Source organism: Candidatus Poriferisocius sp. (assembly GCF_965219815.1).
Taxonomy (GTDB): domain Bacteria; phylum Actinomycetota; class Acidimicrobiia; order Acidimicrobiales; family Bin134; genus Poriferisocius.
In genome coordinates, this window is the sequence record NZ_OZ244791.1 from 609,204 (window position 1) to 623,814 (window position 14,611).

Consider the following 14,611-nt stretch of genomic DNA (forward strand, 5'->3'; position numbering starts at 1 on the left):
ACCGGTAAGGAAGCCCCGGCATGACCTAGAGCGGTTCGCTCATAGTCGTGAGGGGCCACCTCTGAGGCGTCAGCAGGACGTAGCATCCAGGCTTGCCGTGGGATATTGAAAGCAGGAGTTGCGACTATTTCGTGGTACGGATTGTCCTCATACAGAAGACTTGCCGTGCCGGATGCCCTCATCGAATCAAACCTTTCACATGCTGAAGTATTTGAGCTGCACGTTCGGAGATATTTCTCCACTCGTCCTTCAACAACACACCCATGGTCACAGTTGATGAGGGAATGTTCTCGTTAGACAAATTGAAGTGGTCGTTCACTTCGCAGAGCACTTTCGTGCCTCCGTCCAAGATTGGCTCAATCCTCACTCGGACATATCCATCGTAGCCATCGGTTCGTTCACCTTGTTCTTCTACTCGCACCATTCCAGGCCGTTGTAGAACTGGGGTCCACTTATCCTCAGGGACAAGTTCCCACCCTAGCTGGTTGAAGGAGTCTTGAGATCCATACTCAAGAACCAAGTCGTGATTTACCCCCAGTGCCCGAGTTGGCATGTGGCGGAGCAGATCTAGTGTACCAATCAGTAAGTCCCGAGTTGCTTCGTAATGAGATTCTCGCCTTGAGTGAACAGCAAGACGATCACGTGTGACCTGCAATCGGAGCCAATCCAGCTCAAAGACAGTTACCTCTGGGTGGATGATCTCAATTTTGGCAGCTTCGGCTTCTTCCTGCCGGATCAGGTCTTCTTGGGCAAACCACGAAGGTTGAAAGATCGAAGGGTTAAATGCGCCAAGCACTACGAGCGCAAGCTCCTGCTGGACCTGCTGTGCGGTAGCCATTAGGGCCTCAACCTTACGCATTTGGCCGATGATCGGCCAGAGAGGTTCAAGAGCAGGCAGCCAGTGCGGCGTCGTAGTCGGGCTCGGTGGCAATGGCGCCCACCAACTCGGTATGGGCCACAGTGCCGTCGGGAGCGATGACCACTACCGCCCGGGCAGTGAGGCCGGACAGGGGGCCGTCGACCATCTCCACGCCGTAGTCGTCCAAGAACTCGCGATTGCGGAAGATGGAGCCGATAGTCACGTTCTCGATGTCCTCGGCGCCGCAGAACCGGGACCCGGCGAAGGGCAGGTCCATGGAAGCGCACACCACGGTGGTGTTGTCGAGGCTGGCGGCCCGCTCGTTGAAGGCCCGCACGCTGGCTTGGCACACCCCGGTGTCGATGCTGGGGAAGATGTTGAGCACCACGCTGCGGCCGGCCAAGCCCTCCAGCGTTACCGGGGCCAGGTCGCCGCCGGTAAGCGTGAACGCCGGCGCCGCCGACCCCACCGCCGGGAGGTCGCCGCCGGTGTTGATTGTCGAGTCTCCGAATGTGGTCTGTCCCATAGCCGCTTTGTAGCAGCCTCGCGGCTTGATATCTCTGTCGAGGCTCCCAATTGTTGTCACTTCCTCTTCGTAGAATTGATCTGTGTCTCCCGCTGAGCACCGAGATGAGAAGGCGTTGAACGTGGCCATTGCTGCGGCTATCGGGCGATGCCATCCGCAGTCGGTGGTGGAAGCGGAGCGAGCCAGCAAGCTGGTCGGTTCAGCCAAGCAGCCTGACATCACCGTTAACGCTCCCGGGCGTGAACGAGTTCTTGTGGAGAACAAGTATGCCGGTGTTCCTGCTCGGCAGTTGGAGCAGCAGTGCTTGGGGCACTTCGGAACGAGTTGGGCCGAGGATGATCGCCCGGTGAGGGTGGTTGTGGGGATGAGGAGCCCGGAGCGGCTTGACCAGTTTTTAGATGAGGATTTGGCACAAGGCGCATTCGCCGAGATCACATTTCAATGGGCCATGTGGTCGGTCAACGGCGATGACACCCCGGTTAGGTTCCCTGAGTCGGGATGGCTTGAGGGCAGGATCGCCGAGCTCGCCGCATTTGTTGACCGAGCGGGGGCCGATGGTGCAGATGCCAGCTCTCTAGCTGACTTGGTGCAGATGCGTCTTACTGCTGCGGCGGCCCAGGCTACTGAAGGGGCGGGCACAGCTGATGCATTCGGGGACGTGCTGGCTCAGGAGCCGGGGGAGCAAACCAACCGCATGGCCATGGCGATCTTGTTCAACGCCGTGCTGTTCCAATTTCACATTGCGAAACATCATCCGGAGATACCAACGCCGTCGCAAATGATGGCCGACAACGAACTGGATCAGCTTCGGGTGTTGGAAATGTGGCAAGACATCTTGGAGGTGAACTACTGGCCCATCTTCGGGGTGAGTCGCAAGCTGCTGCGGGCCATGAACAGTTTTGTGGGGGCCAAGCGAGCGCTCGAGGTCCTCTGTCGTACCGCGGGAGAGATAGTCGGCGACCCGAACTCGTCTGGACTGGTTGGGCGACTCTTCGGAGAGTTGATCGGCGACCGCAAATTCTTAGCCACCTTCTACACCCGCCCCGCGTCGGCAGCTTTGTTGGCCGAGTTGGCGGTTGAGCGCCTCGATGTGGACTGGTCCGACCCTGAGGCCATTGCCAAATTGCGGGTAGCCGACATGGCCTGCGGGACCGGCGCGCTTCTGACTGCGACATATCGCCGAATTGTCGAACGGCACCGGGTTGAGGGCGGCGACGACACCGAAATCCACCGGTCTCTCATGGAGGAGGTGATGATCGGCTGCGACATCATGGCCGCTGCTGTGCATCTGACTGCCGCCCGCCTATCGGGCGAGCGGCCCGACATCGACTACACCGGCACTAAGACGTGGGTGATGCCCTACGGGAAGGTGCCAGATGCCGGAGGAGTGGTGGGGTACCGGATCGGAGCGCTTGATCTGCTCCACTCGAACAAGCGATTTGCTCTTTGGGGAGACGGGACGATGGCGGCCGCTGCTCAGGGAGAAGAGTCGCTGGCCATCGCGGATGTTCCCGCAGAGTCTCTGGACATCGCCATCATGAACCCGCCGTTCACTCGCCCAACCAACCATGAAGCTGGTCACGCCGAGGTGCCCAACCCCGCGTTTGCCGGTTTAGGCGCTGACTCAAGAGCACAAAAGGCCATGTCAGACGTACTGGCTGAGAACATAAAGCTCATAAGCGGTATGAAGGCGAGCCACGGCAACGCGGGTATTGCCTCCAACTTCATCGACTTGGCCCACGCCAAACTCAAGCCCGGTGGCGTTCTGGCCTTGATTGTGCCTGCATCCTTGGTATCTGGTGCGTCTTGGCGCGCGGCGCGGAGGCTATTGGCTGCTCATTACAAGGACTGAGCTTCCCCCCTAATCGTGGAGAGTTTGTTTTTGAGGGTCGGGGTTGTGGGCCTGTTCGTATTCTACGGGGCTGGTCATTCCGATTGCGGAGTGGAGGCGGTGCTGGTTGTACCAGGTGTGGACCCATAGGGTGATTTCTCGTCGGGCCCGGGCTCTGGTGGTCCAGGCTCGGCGTGAGATGAGCTCGTGTTGGAGGGTGGAGAAGAACGACTCGGCCGGCGCGTTGTCCAGCGCGTTGCCGGTTCTTCCGGTGGACCGTGAGATGCCGAGCCGCCGGCAGGCGGCGGCGAAGGCTTCTGAGGTGTATTGCGATCCCTTGTCCGAGTGGAAGATGACGCCTTTGACGTTGCCGCCTCTGGTGGCGACCGCGGTGTTGATGGCCTGTTTGGCCAGCTCGGCGGTCGGGTACCGGTCGGAGGTGGCGAAGCCGACCATGCGCCTGGAGTAGAGGTCCTCGACGGTCGCGAGGAACACCGGGCCCTCGGCGGTGGGAACCTGTTTGAAGTCGCCGCACCATTTCTGGTTGACCCCTGTCGCGCTGAAGTCGCGGCCCAGAAGGTCTGTGGGGGCCGCATGGGAGCTGTCGGGGCTGGTGAGGCCCTTTTTGCGTTTGGGGCGGGCGCACAGGCCCTGGCGGGCCATCGAGGCCTCCACCGTCTTCTTCGACACCGACAGGCCATCGCGTCGCAGCCGGGCGCGCACCCTGGGCGACCCGTAGGTGCCGTCCGATTCGTCGAACGCCTTTTTCACCTCGGCGTCCAGCGCCCGGCGACGCCGCTGCCGATCGGTCAGCGGCCGGTCGAGGTGCTTGTAGAACGTGGATTCCGCCACGCCCAGCGCTCTGCAAGCCACAGAGTGAGGCACACCGTGGTCGGTCCTTTGGGCCGCGATGAACCCTGCGGTCACCGCGTCGCCTCGTTGACCCAAAGGACCACGGATCGTTTGAGCACATCACGCTCCATCTCCAGCTCGGCGACCCGGCGGCGCAGCCGGGCCAGCTCGGCCCGCTCGTCGCCGCTCAGCCCGCCCGAGCGCTCGTCTCGGTCCCGGCGCACCCAATTCCCGAGCGTGCCCTCGTTGACGCCGAGCTCCCGGGCGACGTGGGCCACCGGCCGGCCGGTCTCCTTGACGATCCGGACAGCCCCATCACGGAACTCCCGGTCATAATCTCTTCGCGGTCTGGACATAGCTCCTCCTTATAGAGCATGTCTCCACGAAAAGGGGGGAACCTCAGACATAAGTGTCATTTCCATTTCCAATCCTGGCGCGGAGGCGTCTGAAGGTCGCGCCTTTTCTGCGGATACTGGTATGGCCGAGGTCATCGTGGTGGCCACGAAGCAAGGTAGGCCGGTGTCTGGTGCGGAATTGGACATCAATTACACCATCTTGAGTGACCGTCCCTCTTCTGCGGTCGCTGGCGTCGAGACCGCCCGGGCCATCAAGGCCAAAGTAAGCGATGTCGAATTGCTGATGCTTGGAAGTGATTCTGCTGGGATCAGCGCCATTTCAGCTCTAGGTGCTGAAATGAGGGGTCAGCCCGTTGGAGTCGCGAGCCTCGGGGTTCTGATTGCTGCTGCTGATCTGAAGGCGGGCAGACTGACCCTCCCTCGCCATCAAGTTATTGAACTCCCGATCACGCCGCTAGATGGGCTGGGATATCGAGGTCCGGTGCATAGGGATATTTCCGGACGAAACCCTGACAAGACTTCTCGCGGTCCCTTCGACATCATCAAACTGCCTAATCGAGCAACCTATCTCCAGGCGAGTTGGCCGGTGCTCTGGTCACACGATCACAAGGCGGAGACCACAATGACCGTACTGCCCTGTTCAGAGGGAATCGAGCGCCCCGGTATGAGAGAAGAGGCTCTTGTAGTCTGGGAGGGACGCCCGGATTGGGCAGAACATTCGATTGCTGGTGCTACTCGCCTGCACATCAATAACGACTTTCGGGTGAACTCCCAGCCGGTGGCAGCTTGCTTGACCCCAGTACCGGCTATCGGCGGGCGGGCGTGGCCATCGTTTCGCCCAATACCAGATAGTGGTGGCGATGCCGAGATTTGGGAGAAGGTACTCTGCGTATGGCTGAACAGCACCCCTGGGTTGCTCGGACGCTGGTGGGTCTCCAACCGGCAGCAGAACGGTCGGGCCAATCTGACGGTGACCACCATGAGGAGCATCCCGGTGCTTGACTTGCGGACGCTCACCATCGAACAGCGACAGGCTCTCGCTGAGGTTTTCGATGAGTTCGCAAGCAGGCCCATGCTGCCTGCAAACGAGGCATACCGAGACGAAGCCCGTCAGGAATTGGACGAACGAGTGCTGTGTGGTGTGCTCGGCCTTCCCATCACCATCCTCGATCCGCTGACGACCTTGCGCTTGCAATGGTGCGCCGAACCCTCGGTACATGGTGGAAAGAAGACTCGTCCCTGATCTGCGTGTCTCGCCGAAAAAATCAGATCACAAGGTTGTCATCTGAATGAGATACTGAGTCCTGGCCCTAGTAGCAAGAAGGGTTCTTGAGCTGGCGTTTTGGAGCGATGTTCTTGAAGCCGATACTCGGACATCAATTCCTGCGACGATGAACAAGGGACGATTCTCAAGATGCAAGAAATCGATAGCCGATATGTAGAGATTGTCAAAGGGATTTGCATTGAAATCCAGCGTAGTGACGATCAACGGTTCTGGCTTCCTATGGTGCGGTCGCATCTAGACAGATTGGCCAAAGAAGAGCCGGGTGACTTGGTGCTGCGGGCACTTGCGGACGCATGCGCCTACCACCAACGCCAAGGTGGTGACCAGAACCAGTTTGTTGTCGGACCATTTGGACCTAGGTATGTGCTGCCAGATGGCGAAGGCGTACACGTGTATCCGACTCCGCTGGACAATGTCGATAGAGAGACGTTGGAGTGCTGGAGCGATTGCGCAGCTCAGGAAGCGTTGCACCCACTGGTGCGTTCCCGGCTAGCGGACTTGCTATGGGTTCGTAGGTATGACGCACATCGACGGTGGTACCAAATCGCAATCAACTCGTATGTGGAACTGGCTGAGACTGATGTGGAGATTACCGAACGCGGAGATGGGTTGGCGCGGGCGATTGCGATTTGCAAGGAATCGAACCACCCTCACCTGCTGTCGGAACCGCTAGAGGCGTCGTCGAGTCTCGCTTCCCACTCGCTAGAGGTCTCTGACAATCAATACGGCGTGGTTGCCAGGGCACTGATTAATTTGGTGGACAACTGCTACCTGTGCGCCGATCTCTTGGATGAGGCCATCCAGAAATACGGTTCGGACCCATTCCGGAAATCGCAGCTGCTTGAGATTGCCGCCCGAGCGTCTCAGGAAGAAGAAGAGAAAATACGCCTACAGCGTGAACGGATAAGCGTGTTTGAGGGCGTGGCCGGGCAAACCTCAGGGTTGTTGCGCGTGTCTCACCTGGAAGATGCCCGAACCATTGCCCACGAACTAGGTCTCGACGACGAAGAGAGACGACTCACCGCCTTGATCGAGCAGACAGACATCGATGGGGAGATGCAGTCCTTCACGCAGGAAATCGAAATCAGTGTGGACGAGATCCGCCCATGGGTTGACGAGGTCGTAGGAGATGACAGTTTGATTGAAGCGCTCTTGCGCTTCGGGATGAGGATTCCTATTGACGACCCAGAGAACACCCGGGCGGCTCTTGATGAGATGACAAGGGACTCTCTACTCCGGTCGCTGGTGACGACTGTGCACTATGGACCTGAGAACAGCATGGTGCGGATACCGCCTGACGACCCGCTACATAGCGATATAGAACTCGGTCGTCACAATGCTCTCGTGATTGAGATGTTCGCTGGCACCTACGGGAAGATGGTCTTAGACGCTCTGCACGAGAATTACGTCCCCCAAGCACAGGAAATAGTCGATTTCTTCATATGCGAGGCTGTGCCGCCAGAGATCGCACGTCGCATCGCAGTGTCATACGACAGATGGGCAGACAGCGACTACACAAGCGCAGTTTCTGTCATTGTTCTTACGTTGGAGCTGATTGTTCGGCGCGTTTGTCGCCAGGCCGGCATTCCGGTCACAGAAACCAGGTACTCAGATACTCCTGTCCCTGGGGTGCGCACGCTGGGCATGACCGGACCCCGTTTTTTGGTCCAGGTGTTATGAGAGTTTTTTCGGGTTGTTTTTTGCCCATTGGTCTGCGTATTCGGCTGGGGTGAGCATGCCGAGCGCGGAGTGGGGGCGGTAGGTGTTGTAGTCGGTTTGCCAGTCGGCGACAAGTACTTGGGCCTCGAGGAGGCTGTCGAACTGCTCGATGGCGAGGAGTTCGTCTCGCATTCTGGCGCCGTATGACTCGACCCAGGGGTTCTGCCAGGGAGACCCGGGGTCGATGTAGCTGGTCTTGGTGCTGGTGAACTCGCACCAATCGCGCAGGGCCGCGGCGGTGAGCTCGGGGCCGTTGTCGCACCGGATGAACTCGGGGTGCCGGCCCCTGGCCGAGGCGATCTTGTCCAAGCACGCCACCGTCGCGTCCGCGTCGATGCTGTGGTCCACGAGGTCGGCGAGCGACTCTCGGGTGAACTCGTCGAGAACGTGCAGTATCTTGATCCTGCGGCCCGCCGCGGTCGCGTCGAACTGGTAGTCCAGCGCCCACACGTGGTCGGGGTGCTCGGCTTTGAGCAGTCCGGCGTCGGCGTCGGAGTCTCCTGTGCGCTGTCGCTTGCGCCGCTTCGGCGGCACCCGAAGGCCCTCCTCGCGCCACAGGCGCTGGACTTTCTTGCGGTTCACCGCCCAGCCGTCGCGCACCAGCACCGCATGGGCCCGCCGATACCCCCACCGGGGGCGGTTCTCGGCGAAGTCGCGCAGCTCGGCCCGCAGGTCCCGGTCGGGGTCCTGCTCGGCCGGCTCGTAGCGCTGGGTGGAGCGGTGCTGCCCGACGATCTCACACGCCCGCCGCTGCGACACCCCCAGCCGCTCGCAGAGCAGCCGGACGGCTCTGCGCCGCTGCGGCGGGCTCACCATTTTGCCCGGCTGATCTCCCGCAAAGCGTCGATCTCCAGCTCCTTGTCGGCCACGATCCGCTTCAGCCGCGCGTTCTCGGCCTCCAGCTCCTTGAGACGCTTCACGTCGTCGGCCTTGAGGCCCCCGTACTGATTGCGCCACCGATGAAACGTCGCCTCCGACACCTCCAAACGCCGCGCCACATCCGCGATCTCCGCCCCCTCGCCCAAAAGCCGATCGGCCTCCCGCAGCTTGCGCACAATCTGCTCGGGCGTGTGCCTTCGCCTCGCCATAGTCGTGATCCTCCTCCATCCAGCAACACTGGACAACGAACTCTCACAACAGGTGGACCAAACTCAGGGGGTCACGCCAGGCAGTCTGATTGGCGATCTTGAACCGCTCATAGGGAACACGGTCACGACGTACCTGGAAGCATCGCTAGTAGATCGATGGTCGTTGAATTTGCGAAACAACCTTGCCCACGTGCTCGTCGAGGAGTTGACTGAAACGCAATTTATCGTCCTTTTCCATTTGGCCTGCGTGCTCAGATATATGTCAACTGCGTTGGCAGCTGAAGCTGCATGAAGGGTTGAGTCCCAAGGAAGATTTGCATTAGGGCCAGATTGACATGCGTCATCTTCCTCTGGAAATGAGTCTTGGCTTCTAGAGGAGTCCTAGACGCGCCGCACGGGCGAGGTTTTGCCGGGCGGTGAGGAGGTGGGCGTGGTCGATGAGGCGGCCTTCGTGGCGGAAGGCGCCGATGCCCTGGGATTCGGCCTCTTCGACGGCGGCGATGAGGCGGTGCCAGGCGTCGATGTCTTCGGGGGTGGGGGAGAACGTTTGGTTGACGATCGGGATGTGGGTGGGATGGATGATCATCATGCCCTCGTAGCCGAACTGGCGGGTTTGGCGGGCGAGCCGGGTGAGGCCATCGAGGTCGTCGATGGTGCCCCAGAGGCCCGATAGCGGGTTGGGCACTCCGGCGGCTCGCACGTCGATCAGCACCTTCTGGCGCAGATAGAGGGTTTCTGTTCCCTCGGGGGTCCATTGGAAGCCCACAGAGCGGCCCAAGTCACCATGGCGACCGGTGGCGCCTCCCATGTAGGCCACCCGATCTGAGGCGATGGCCAACTCGTAGGCCAGCCGCACGGCCGATGCGGTCTCCACCAATGGCATGATCCGGATCTCGGTGCCCTCCAAGGCGGCATCGGCGACGGCAACCTCCTCCGGGTGGGCGACTTGGGGCAGCATCACCGCGGTCAGCGAGGGGTGCAGGCACGCCTCAATATCGGGTGCGAAATCGTCGGTGCCCACCGCGGAGACTCTTACGAACACCGCGGGCTGCTCAGGTTTGTGTGATTCCAGTGCTTGGACGACATTGGCCCGGGCCTCTGCGGCCGTCTCCCGAGTTATGGCGCTCTCCAGGTCGAAAACCACTCCATCGGCCTCTGAGGCCAGCGCCTTTTGCATTCTGTCGGCCCGATTGGCCGGCACGAACAGCAGACTGCGAATAGGCGGCGGGTCGAAGTTCATCTCAACAGCTATTCAGATTCCCTCGGCCTCGACCTCTTCGCGGCTGACGCCCAACACGAACAGCACGGCGTCGAGATAAGGAACGCTCACCGCGGTCTCCACGGCCTGGCGGACCTTGGGCTTGGCATTGAAGGCGATGCCCAGCCCGGCCGCGGTGAGCATGTCGATATCGTTGGCGCCGTCGCCCACCGCTACCACCTGCTCGGAAGACACCCCCTCGGCGGCGGCGATCTCGTGGAGAATCTCAGCTTTGCGGCCCCGGTCCACGATCGGACCCTCCAGGTTCCCGGTGAGCTTGCCGTCGACCATTTCCAGCGTGTTGGCGTAGGCATAGTCGAGATCGAAATCCTTCTTCAGCCGATTGCAGAACCGGGTGAAGCCGCCGCTCACGATAGCAATGGTGAAGCCCAGCCGTTGAAGGGTGGTGAGGAAAGTGCGGGCGCCAGGGGTGAGAGTGACCTGATCCCACACCCGCTCCAAGGCTGGCTCGTCCAACCCGGCTAGGAGGCGAACCCGGTCTCGCAGGGCGGTCTCGAAGTCGACCTCCCCCCGCATGGCCTGCTCGGTCAGCTTCTGACACACCTCCACACAACCCGCTTCGGCGGCCAGCAGGTCGATCATCTCATCCTGAATGAGGGTGGAGTCCACATCGAGCAGGGCCACCCGCTTGGCCCGCCGGGCCAGACCCTCCCGCTGCACGGCCACATCGAATTCGGGGTTGGCCCCGGCTACTGATAGGAGGTTGCGCCGGATGGCGTCAGCGTCGCCTCCCTCCACGAGCAATTCGTAGCTGTAGATGGGATAACGGGATAGGCGCACGATGCGGTTGATGTTCCCGCCTCCCTCGGCGATGGCAGTGGCGGTGGTGGCCAACATCGCCGGGGTCAGCTCCCGACCCAGCACAGTGACGGCGTAGGCGCCGCTATGGGCGGTGGGGGTGGGATCGACCACGTCGAACTCCACGGTGACCTTTTGCTCCCAGCCGAACAGCAGCAGGTCTTTGAGCAGGTCTTGACCGCGAGGAACCTCCATCACGATGCCCAGGGTGAGCTGGCGGCGGATGACCACCTGCTCCACGTCTTGGATTTGGGCCCCGCCAGCGGTCAGCACGTTGAGCAGGGCTGCGAACAGCCCGGGGCGGTCGGGTCCGGAGACCCGGAGCAGGATTACCTGGAAGGCCACACCACTATGAGTCGGTCAGCCGTCCGGGCCGAATCTCAGCCGTGCTGGAGCTTGATCTCGATGTCGACGCCCGCGGGCAGGTCCAGCCTCTGGAGGGAGTCCACGGTCTTGGGGCCGGGATCCACGATGTCGAGCAAGCGCTTGTGGATGCGGATTTCGAAGTGCTCGCGGCTGTCTTTGTCCTTGTGGGGCGACCGGATCACGGTGAAGCGGTGCTTCTCGGTGGGCAACGGAACAGGTCCCCGCAGATCGGCCTGAGTGCGCTTGACCGTCTCCACGATCTTCTTCGTGGACTGGTCGATGATCTCGTGATCGTAGGCCTTCAGCCGAATGCGGATCTTCTGTCCTGCCGCCATGAGAGCTACTTGACGATCTTGGTGACGGTGCCCGCACCCACGGTGCGGCCACCCTCGCGGATGGCGAAGCGCAGTCCCTCGTCCATGGCAATGGGGGCGATCAAGTCCACAACCATCTCCGTGTTGTCGCCGGGCATGCACATCTCGGTGCCCTCGGGAAGGGCGATGGTGCCGGTGACGTCGGTGGTGCGGAAGTAGAACTGAGGCCGGTAGTTGCTGAAGAACGGCTTGTGGCGCCCGCCCTCTTCCTTGGTCAGCACGTAGACCTGGGCTTCGAAGTTGGTGTGGGGGGTGATGGAGCCGGGCTTGGCCAGCACCTGACCCCGCTGGACCTCGTCTTTGTCGGTGCCCCGCAGCAGGGCGCCGATGTTGTCGCCGGCGCGGCCCTCGTCGAGCAGCTTGCGGAACATCTCCACTCCGGTACACACCGTCTCGGCGGTGTCCTTGATGCCGACGATCTCGACCTTGTCGCCGGTGTTGACAATGCCCTGCTCCACCCGGCCGGTGACCACGGTGCCCCGTCCGGTGATGGAGAACACGTCTTCGATGGGCATCAAGAAGGGCTTGTCCACATCTCGCTCGGGCTCCTCGATGTAGGAGTCCACCTGCTCCATCAGGTCGATCACCTGCTGGGCGGCGTCGCCGTCGCCGTCGAGGGCCTTGAGCGCGGACACCGGCATCACCGGGATGTCGTCGCCGGGGAAGTCGTACTCGTTGAGCAGCTCCCTCACCTCGAGTTCCACCAGCTCCAACAGCTCGTCGTCGTCCACCATGTCGACCTTGTTCAGGGCCACCACGATGGCGGGCACTCCCACCTGGCGGGCCAGCAGCACGTGCTCTCGGGTCTGGGGCATGGGGCCGTCGGCGGCCGACACCACCAAGATGGCGCCGTCCACCTGGGCCGCGCCGGTGATCATGTTCTTGATGTAGTCGGCGTGGCCGGGCATATCGACGTGGGCGTAGTGGCGATTGGAGGTCTCGTACTCCACGTGGGCCACGTTGATCGTGATGCCCCGCTCCCGCTCCTCGGGGGCCTTGTCGATGTTGTCGAACTCGGTGAACTGCGTGGTGGTGGGATCGGCCTCCGACAGCACCTTGGTGATAGCCGCGGTCAGGGTGGTCTTGCCGTGGTCGATGTGGCCCATCGTGCCCACGTTCAAGTGCGGCTTGGTGCGCTCGAATGTCTCTTTAGCCATTTTTCATCCTCCGAAACCGGGCTCTTGGCCCCTGATTATTCGCCCCGAATGCGGGCGACGATCTCCTCTTGCACCTTTACAGGCGCCTGCCGGTAGGTGTCGAACTGCATGGTGTGCGTTGCACGCCCCTGTGTTCGCGACCGGAGTTCGGTAGCGTACCCGAACATTTCCGATAGTGGCACATGGGCCTTGACAATTTGTTCACGGCCCCGCTGCTCCATGCTGTCGATCTTGCCCCGCCGACCGTTCAAATCGCCGATCACATCCCCCATGTACTCCTCGGGAGTCACCACATCGACGGCCATGATCGGTTCCAGCAGAACAGGCTTGGCCTGACGGGCGGCCTCGCGGAAGGCGGCAGTGGCCGCAATCTTGAACGCCATGTCTGAGGAGTCCACGTCGTGGTGCTTGCCGTCGGTGAGGGTTACCTTGAGATCGACCACCGGGAAACCAGCCAGAGGGCCGGTGGTCATGGCGTCTTGCATACCGCTGTCCACCGCGGGGATGTACTCCTTGGGGATGCGCCCGCCACTGACCTCGCTGGCAAACTCGTAGCCCTTGCCGGGGTCGTTCGGCTCCAGGTTGAAGGTGATCTCGGCGTACTGGCCCGAGCCGCCGGTCTGCTTCTTATGGGTGTAGGTAAATTTGCCCACCCCGGCGGAAACGGTCTCGCGATAGGCCACCTGGGGCTTGCCCACCGAGGCGTCTACATTGAACTCCCGCAGCATCCGCTCTACCAGCACTTCGAGGTGCAGCTCGCCCATACCGGCGATGAGGGTTTGCGCAGTCTCCTCGTCGGTGCGGACTTGGAAGGTGGGATCCTCTTCGGCCAGGGCCGACATGGCCTTTCCCAGCTTGTCCTGGTCGGCTTTGGTCCGAGGTTCCACCGCCACCTGGATCACCGGGTCGGGGAAGTCCATCTGCTCTAGCTCGATCGGGTAGTTGGAATCGGCCAGGGTGTCGCCGGTGCGCACGTCCTTGAGGCCGATACCGGCCACGATGTCGCCGGCCCGGACGATGTCGAGGTCTTCCCGGTCGTTGGCGTGCATTTCCAGGATGCGCCCAATCCGCTCCTTGCGTCCTGTGCGGACGTTGACCACCTGGCTGCCCTTGGCCATCTCCCCGCTGTACACCCGGAAGTAGGTGAGCTTGCCCACATGGGGGTCGCTCATGATCTTGAATGCCAGCGCGCTGAACGGGGCCTCGTCGTCGGCGGGCCGCTCGCATTCCTCGCCCTTGTAGAGGCCCGCGACCGGAGGGACATCCAGCGGGGAGGGGAGGTATTCGATGATCGCGTCCAGCAGGGGCTGCACCCCTTTGTTCTTGAAGGCCGAACCACAAAGCACCGGCACAATGTCCAGCGACAGGGTGCAGGTTCGCAGCGAGGCCCGCAGATCGGCGGGAGTGATCGAGTCCTCGTCTTCGATGTACTTCTCCAACAGGTTCTCGTCGAACTGGGTGAGCAGGTCGATGAGCTCGAGGCGAGCCTCCTCGGCTTTGTCCTTGAGGTCGTCGGGAATCTCGGTGACATCCCAGGTCGCGCCCAAGTCGTCGCCCCGCCATACCAGGCCCTGCATCTCCACCAGGTCGACCACGCCGAGCAGGTCGGCTTCGATCCCGATGGGAAGCTGCACTATGGCGGTATTGGCCCGCAGCCGCTCGGAAATGGTGAGCACCGCCCGCTCGAAGTTGGCGCCGGTGCGGTCGAGCTTGTTGATGAAGCAGATCCGGGGGACGCCGTACTTGTTGGCCTGGCGCCACACCGTTTCCGACTGGGGCTCCACCCCGGCCACACCGTCGAACAGGGCCACTGCGCCGTCCAGCACCCGCAGAGAGCGCTCCACCTCCATGGTGAAATCCACGTGGCCGGGGGTGTCGATGATGTTGATACGGTGCCCGGCCCACTCCGCAGTGGTGGCGGCCGAGGTGATGGTGATGCCCCGCTCTTGCTCTTGCTCCATCCAGTCCATCGTGGCGGCGCCGTCGTGGACCTCCCCGAGCTTGTAGGCCTTGCCGGTGTAGTAGAGGATGCGCTCGGTACACGTGGTTTTGCCCGCGTCAATGTGGGCCATGATGCCAATGTTGCGGGTCTTTTCCAACGGGTGACGAGACATGGCGCTC

13 protein-coding genes are annotated in these 14,611 nt (G+C 61.6%); 3 read left to right on the forward strand and 10 right to left on the reverse strand.

Going from position 1 to position 14,611, the window contains the following annotated elements; genetic code table 11:
• Positions 1 to 178 precede the first annotated feature (178 nt).
• On the reverse strand, positions 179 to 838 hold the full coding sequence (locus tag ACOQPI_RS03040; protein WP_420618230.1) for a hypothetical protein: 660 nt from the start codon (positions 836 to 838) through the stop codon (positions 179 to 181).
• Between the two features lie 46 nt (positions 839 to 884).
• Positions 885 to 1,385 carry a thiol peroxidase gene (tpx, locus tag ACOQPI_RS03045; protein WP_420618231.1) on the reverse strand — a complete coding sequence of 167 codons (501 nt, stop codon included), beginning with the start codon at positions 1,383 to 1,385 and terminating at the stop codon, positions 885 to 887.
• An 82-nt stretch (positions 1,386 to 1,467) separates the two neighbouring features.
• On the opposite strand from tpx, the gene ACOQPI_RS03050 reads away from it, so the two are divergent.
• Positions 1,468 to 3,237, forward strand: coding sequence for a hypothetical protein (locus tag ACOQPI_RS03050; RefSeq protein WP_420618232.1), 1,770 nt, complete (start codon positions 1,468 to 1,470; stop codon positions 3,235 to 3,237).
• Between the two features lie 9 nt (positions 3,238 to 3,246).
• Here the strand turns inward: ACOQPI_RS03050 and ACOQPI_RS03055 are convergent, their stop codons facing one another.
• Both ACOQPI_RS03055 and ACOQPI_RS03060 read right to left on the reverse strand, forming a co-directional pair.
• Positions 3,247 to 4,143 carry an IS3 family transposase gene (locus ACOQPI_RS03055; protein WP_420618059.1) on the reverse strand — a complete coding sequence of 299 codons (897 nt, stop codon included), beginning with the start codon at positions 4,141 to 4,143 and terminating at the stop codon, positions 3,247 to 3,249.
• Entirely contained in the window at positions 4,140 to 4,424 is a 285-nt protein-coding gene (locus ACOQPI_RS03060; RefSeq protein WP_420618060.1) for a transposase, read from the reverse strand. Before ACOQPI_RS03060 ends, ACOQPI_RS03055 begins: the two co-directional genes overlap by 4 nt.
• 121 nt (positions 4,425 to 4,545) lie before the next feature.
• Between ACOQPI_RS03060 and ACOQPI_RS03065 the strand changes: the two genes are divergently transcribed.
• Positions 4,546 to 5,667: a hypothetical protein gene (locus tag ACOQPI_RS03065; RefSeq protein WP_420618233.1), complete on the forward strand. Its 1,122-nt coding sequence runs from the start codon at positions 4,546 to 4,548 to the stop codon at positions 5,665 to 5,667.
• Positions 5,668 to 5,838: 171 nt separating this feature from the next.
• Complete coding sequence (locus tag ACOQPI_RS03070) at positions 5,839 to 7,389, forward strand: DUF7380 domain-containing protein (RefSeq protein WP_420618234.1); 1,551 nt, start codon at positions 5,839 to 5,841, stop codon at positions 7,387 to 7,389.
• Here ACOQPI_RS03070 and ACOQPI_RS03075 read toward each other — a convergent pair.
• The 6 genes from ACOQPI_RS03075 to fusA all read right to left on the reverse strand — a co-directional run bounded on the left by ACOQPI_RS03075 (position 7,384) and on the right by fusA (position 14,604).
• Positions 7,384 to 8,516 (reverse strand): IS3 family transposase gene (locus tag ACOQPI_RS03075; protein ID WP_420617741.1). Its coding sequence is split into 2 segments (ribosomal slippage): positions 7,384 to 8,258 and positions 8,258 to 8,516, totalling 1,134 coding nucleotides; the frame shifts between segments, so codons are not numbered across the junction. The two genes, ACOQPI_RS03070 and ACOQPI_RS03075, sit on opposite strands and share 6 nt — an antisense overlap.
• 370 nt (positions 8,517 to 8,886) lie before the next feature.
• Entirely contained in the window at positions 8,887 to 9,756 is an 870-nt protein-coding gene (locus tag ACOQPI_RS03080; RefSeq protein ID WP_420618235.1) for an HpcH/HpaI aldolase/citrate lyase family protein, read from the reverse strand.
• A 12-nt stretch (positions 9,757 to 9,768) separates the two neighbouring features.
• Complete coding sequence (gene serB, locus ACOQPI_RS03085) at positions 9,769 to 10,938, reverse strand: phosphoserine phosphatase SerB (RefSeq protein WP_420618236.1); 1,170 nt, start codon at positions 10,936 to 10,938, stop codon at positions 9,769 to 9,771.
• 35 nt (positions 10,939 to 10,973) lie between these two features.
• A complete protein-coding gene (gene rpsJ, locus ACOQPI_RS03090; protein ID WP_419845036.1) occupies positions 10,974 to 11,294 on the reverse strand; it encodes a 30S ribosomal protein S10 in 321 nt (106 codons plus the stop codon).
• Between the two features lie 5 nt (positions 11,295 to 11,299).
• A complete protein-coding gene (gene tuf, locus ACOQPI_RS03095) occupies positions 11,300 to 12,490 on the reverse strand; it encodes an elongation factor Tu (protein ID WP_420618237.1) in 1,191 nt (396 codons plus the stop codon).
• Positions 12,491 to 12,525: 35 nt separating this feature from the next.
• Complete coding sequence (gene fusA / locus ACOQPI_RS03100; RefSeq protein ID WP_420618238.1) at positions 12,526 to 14,604, reverse strand: elongation factor G; 2,079 nt, start codon at positions 14,602 to 14,604, stop codon at positions 12,526 to 12,528.
• Between the last annotated feature and the right edge of the window lie 7 nt (positions 14,605 to 14,611).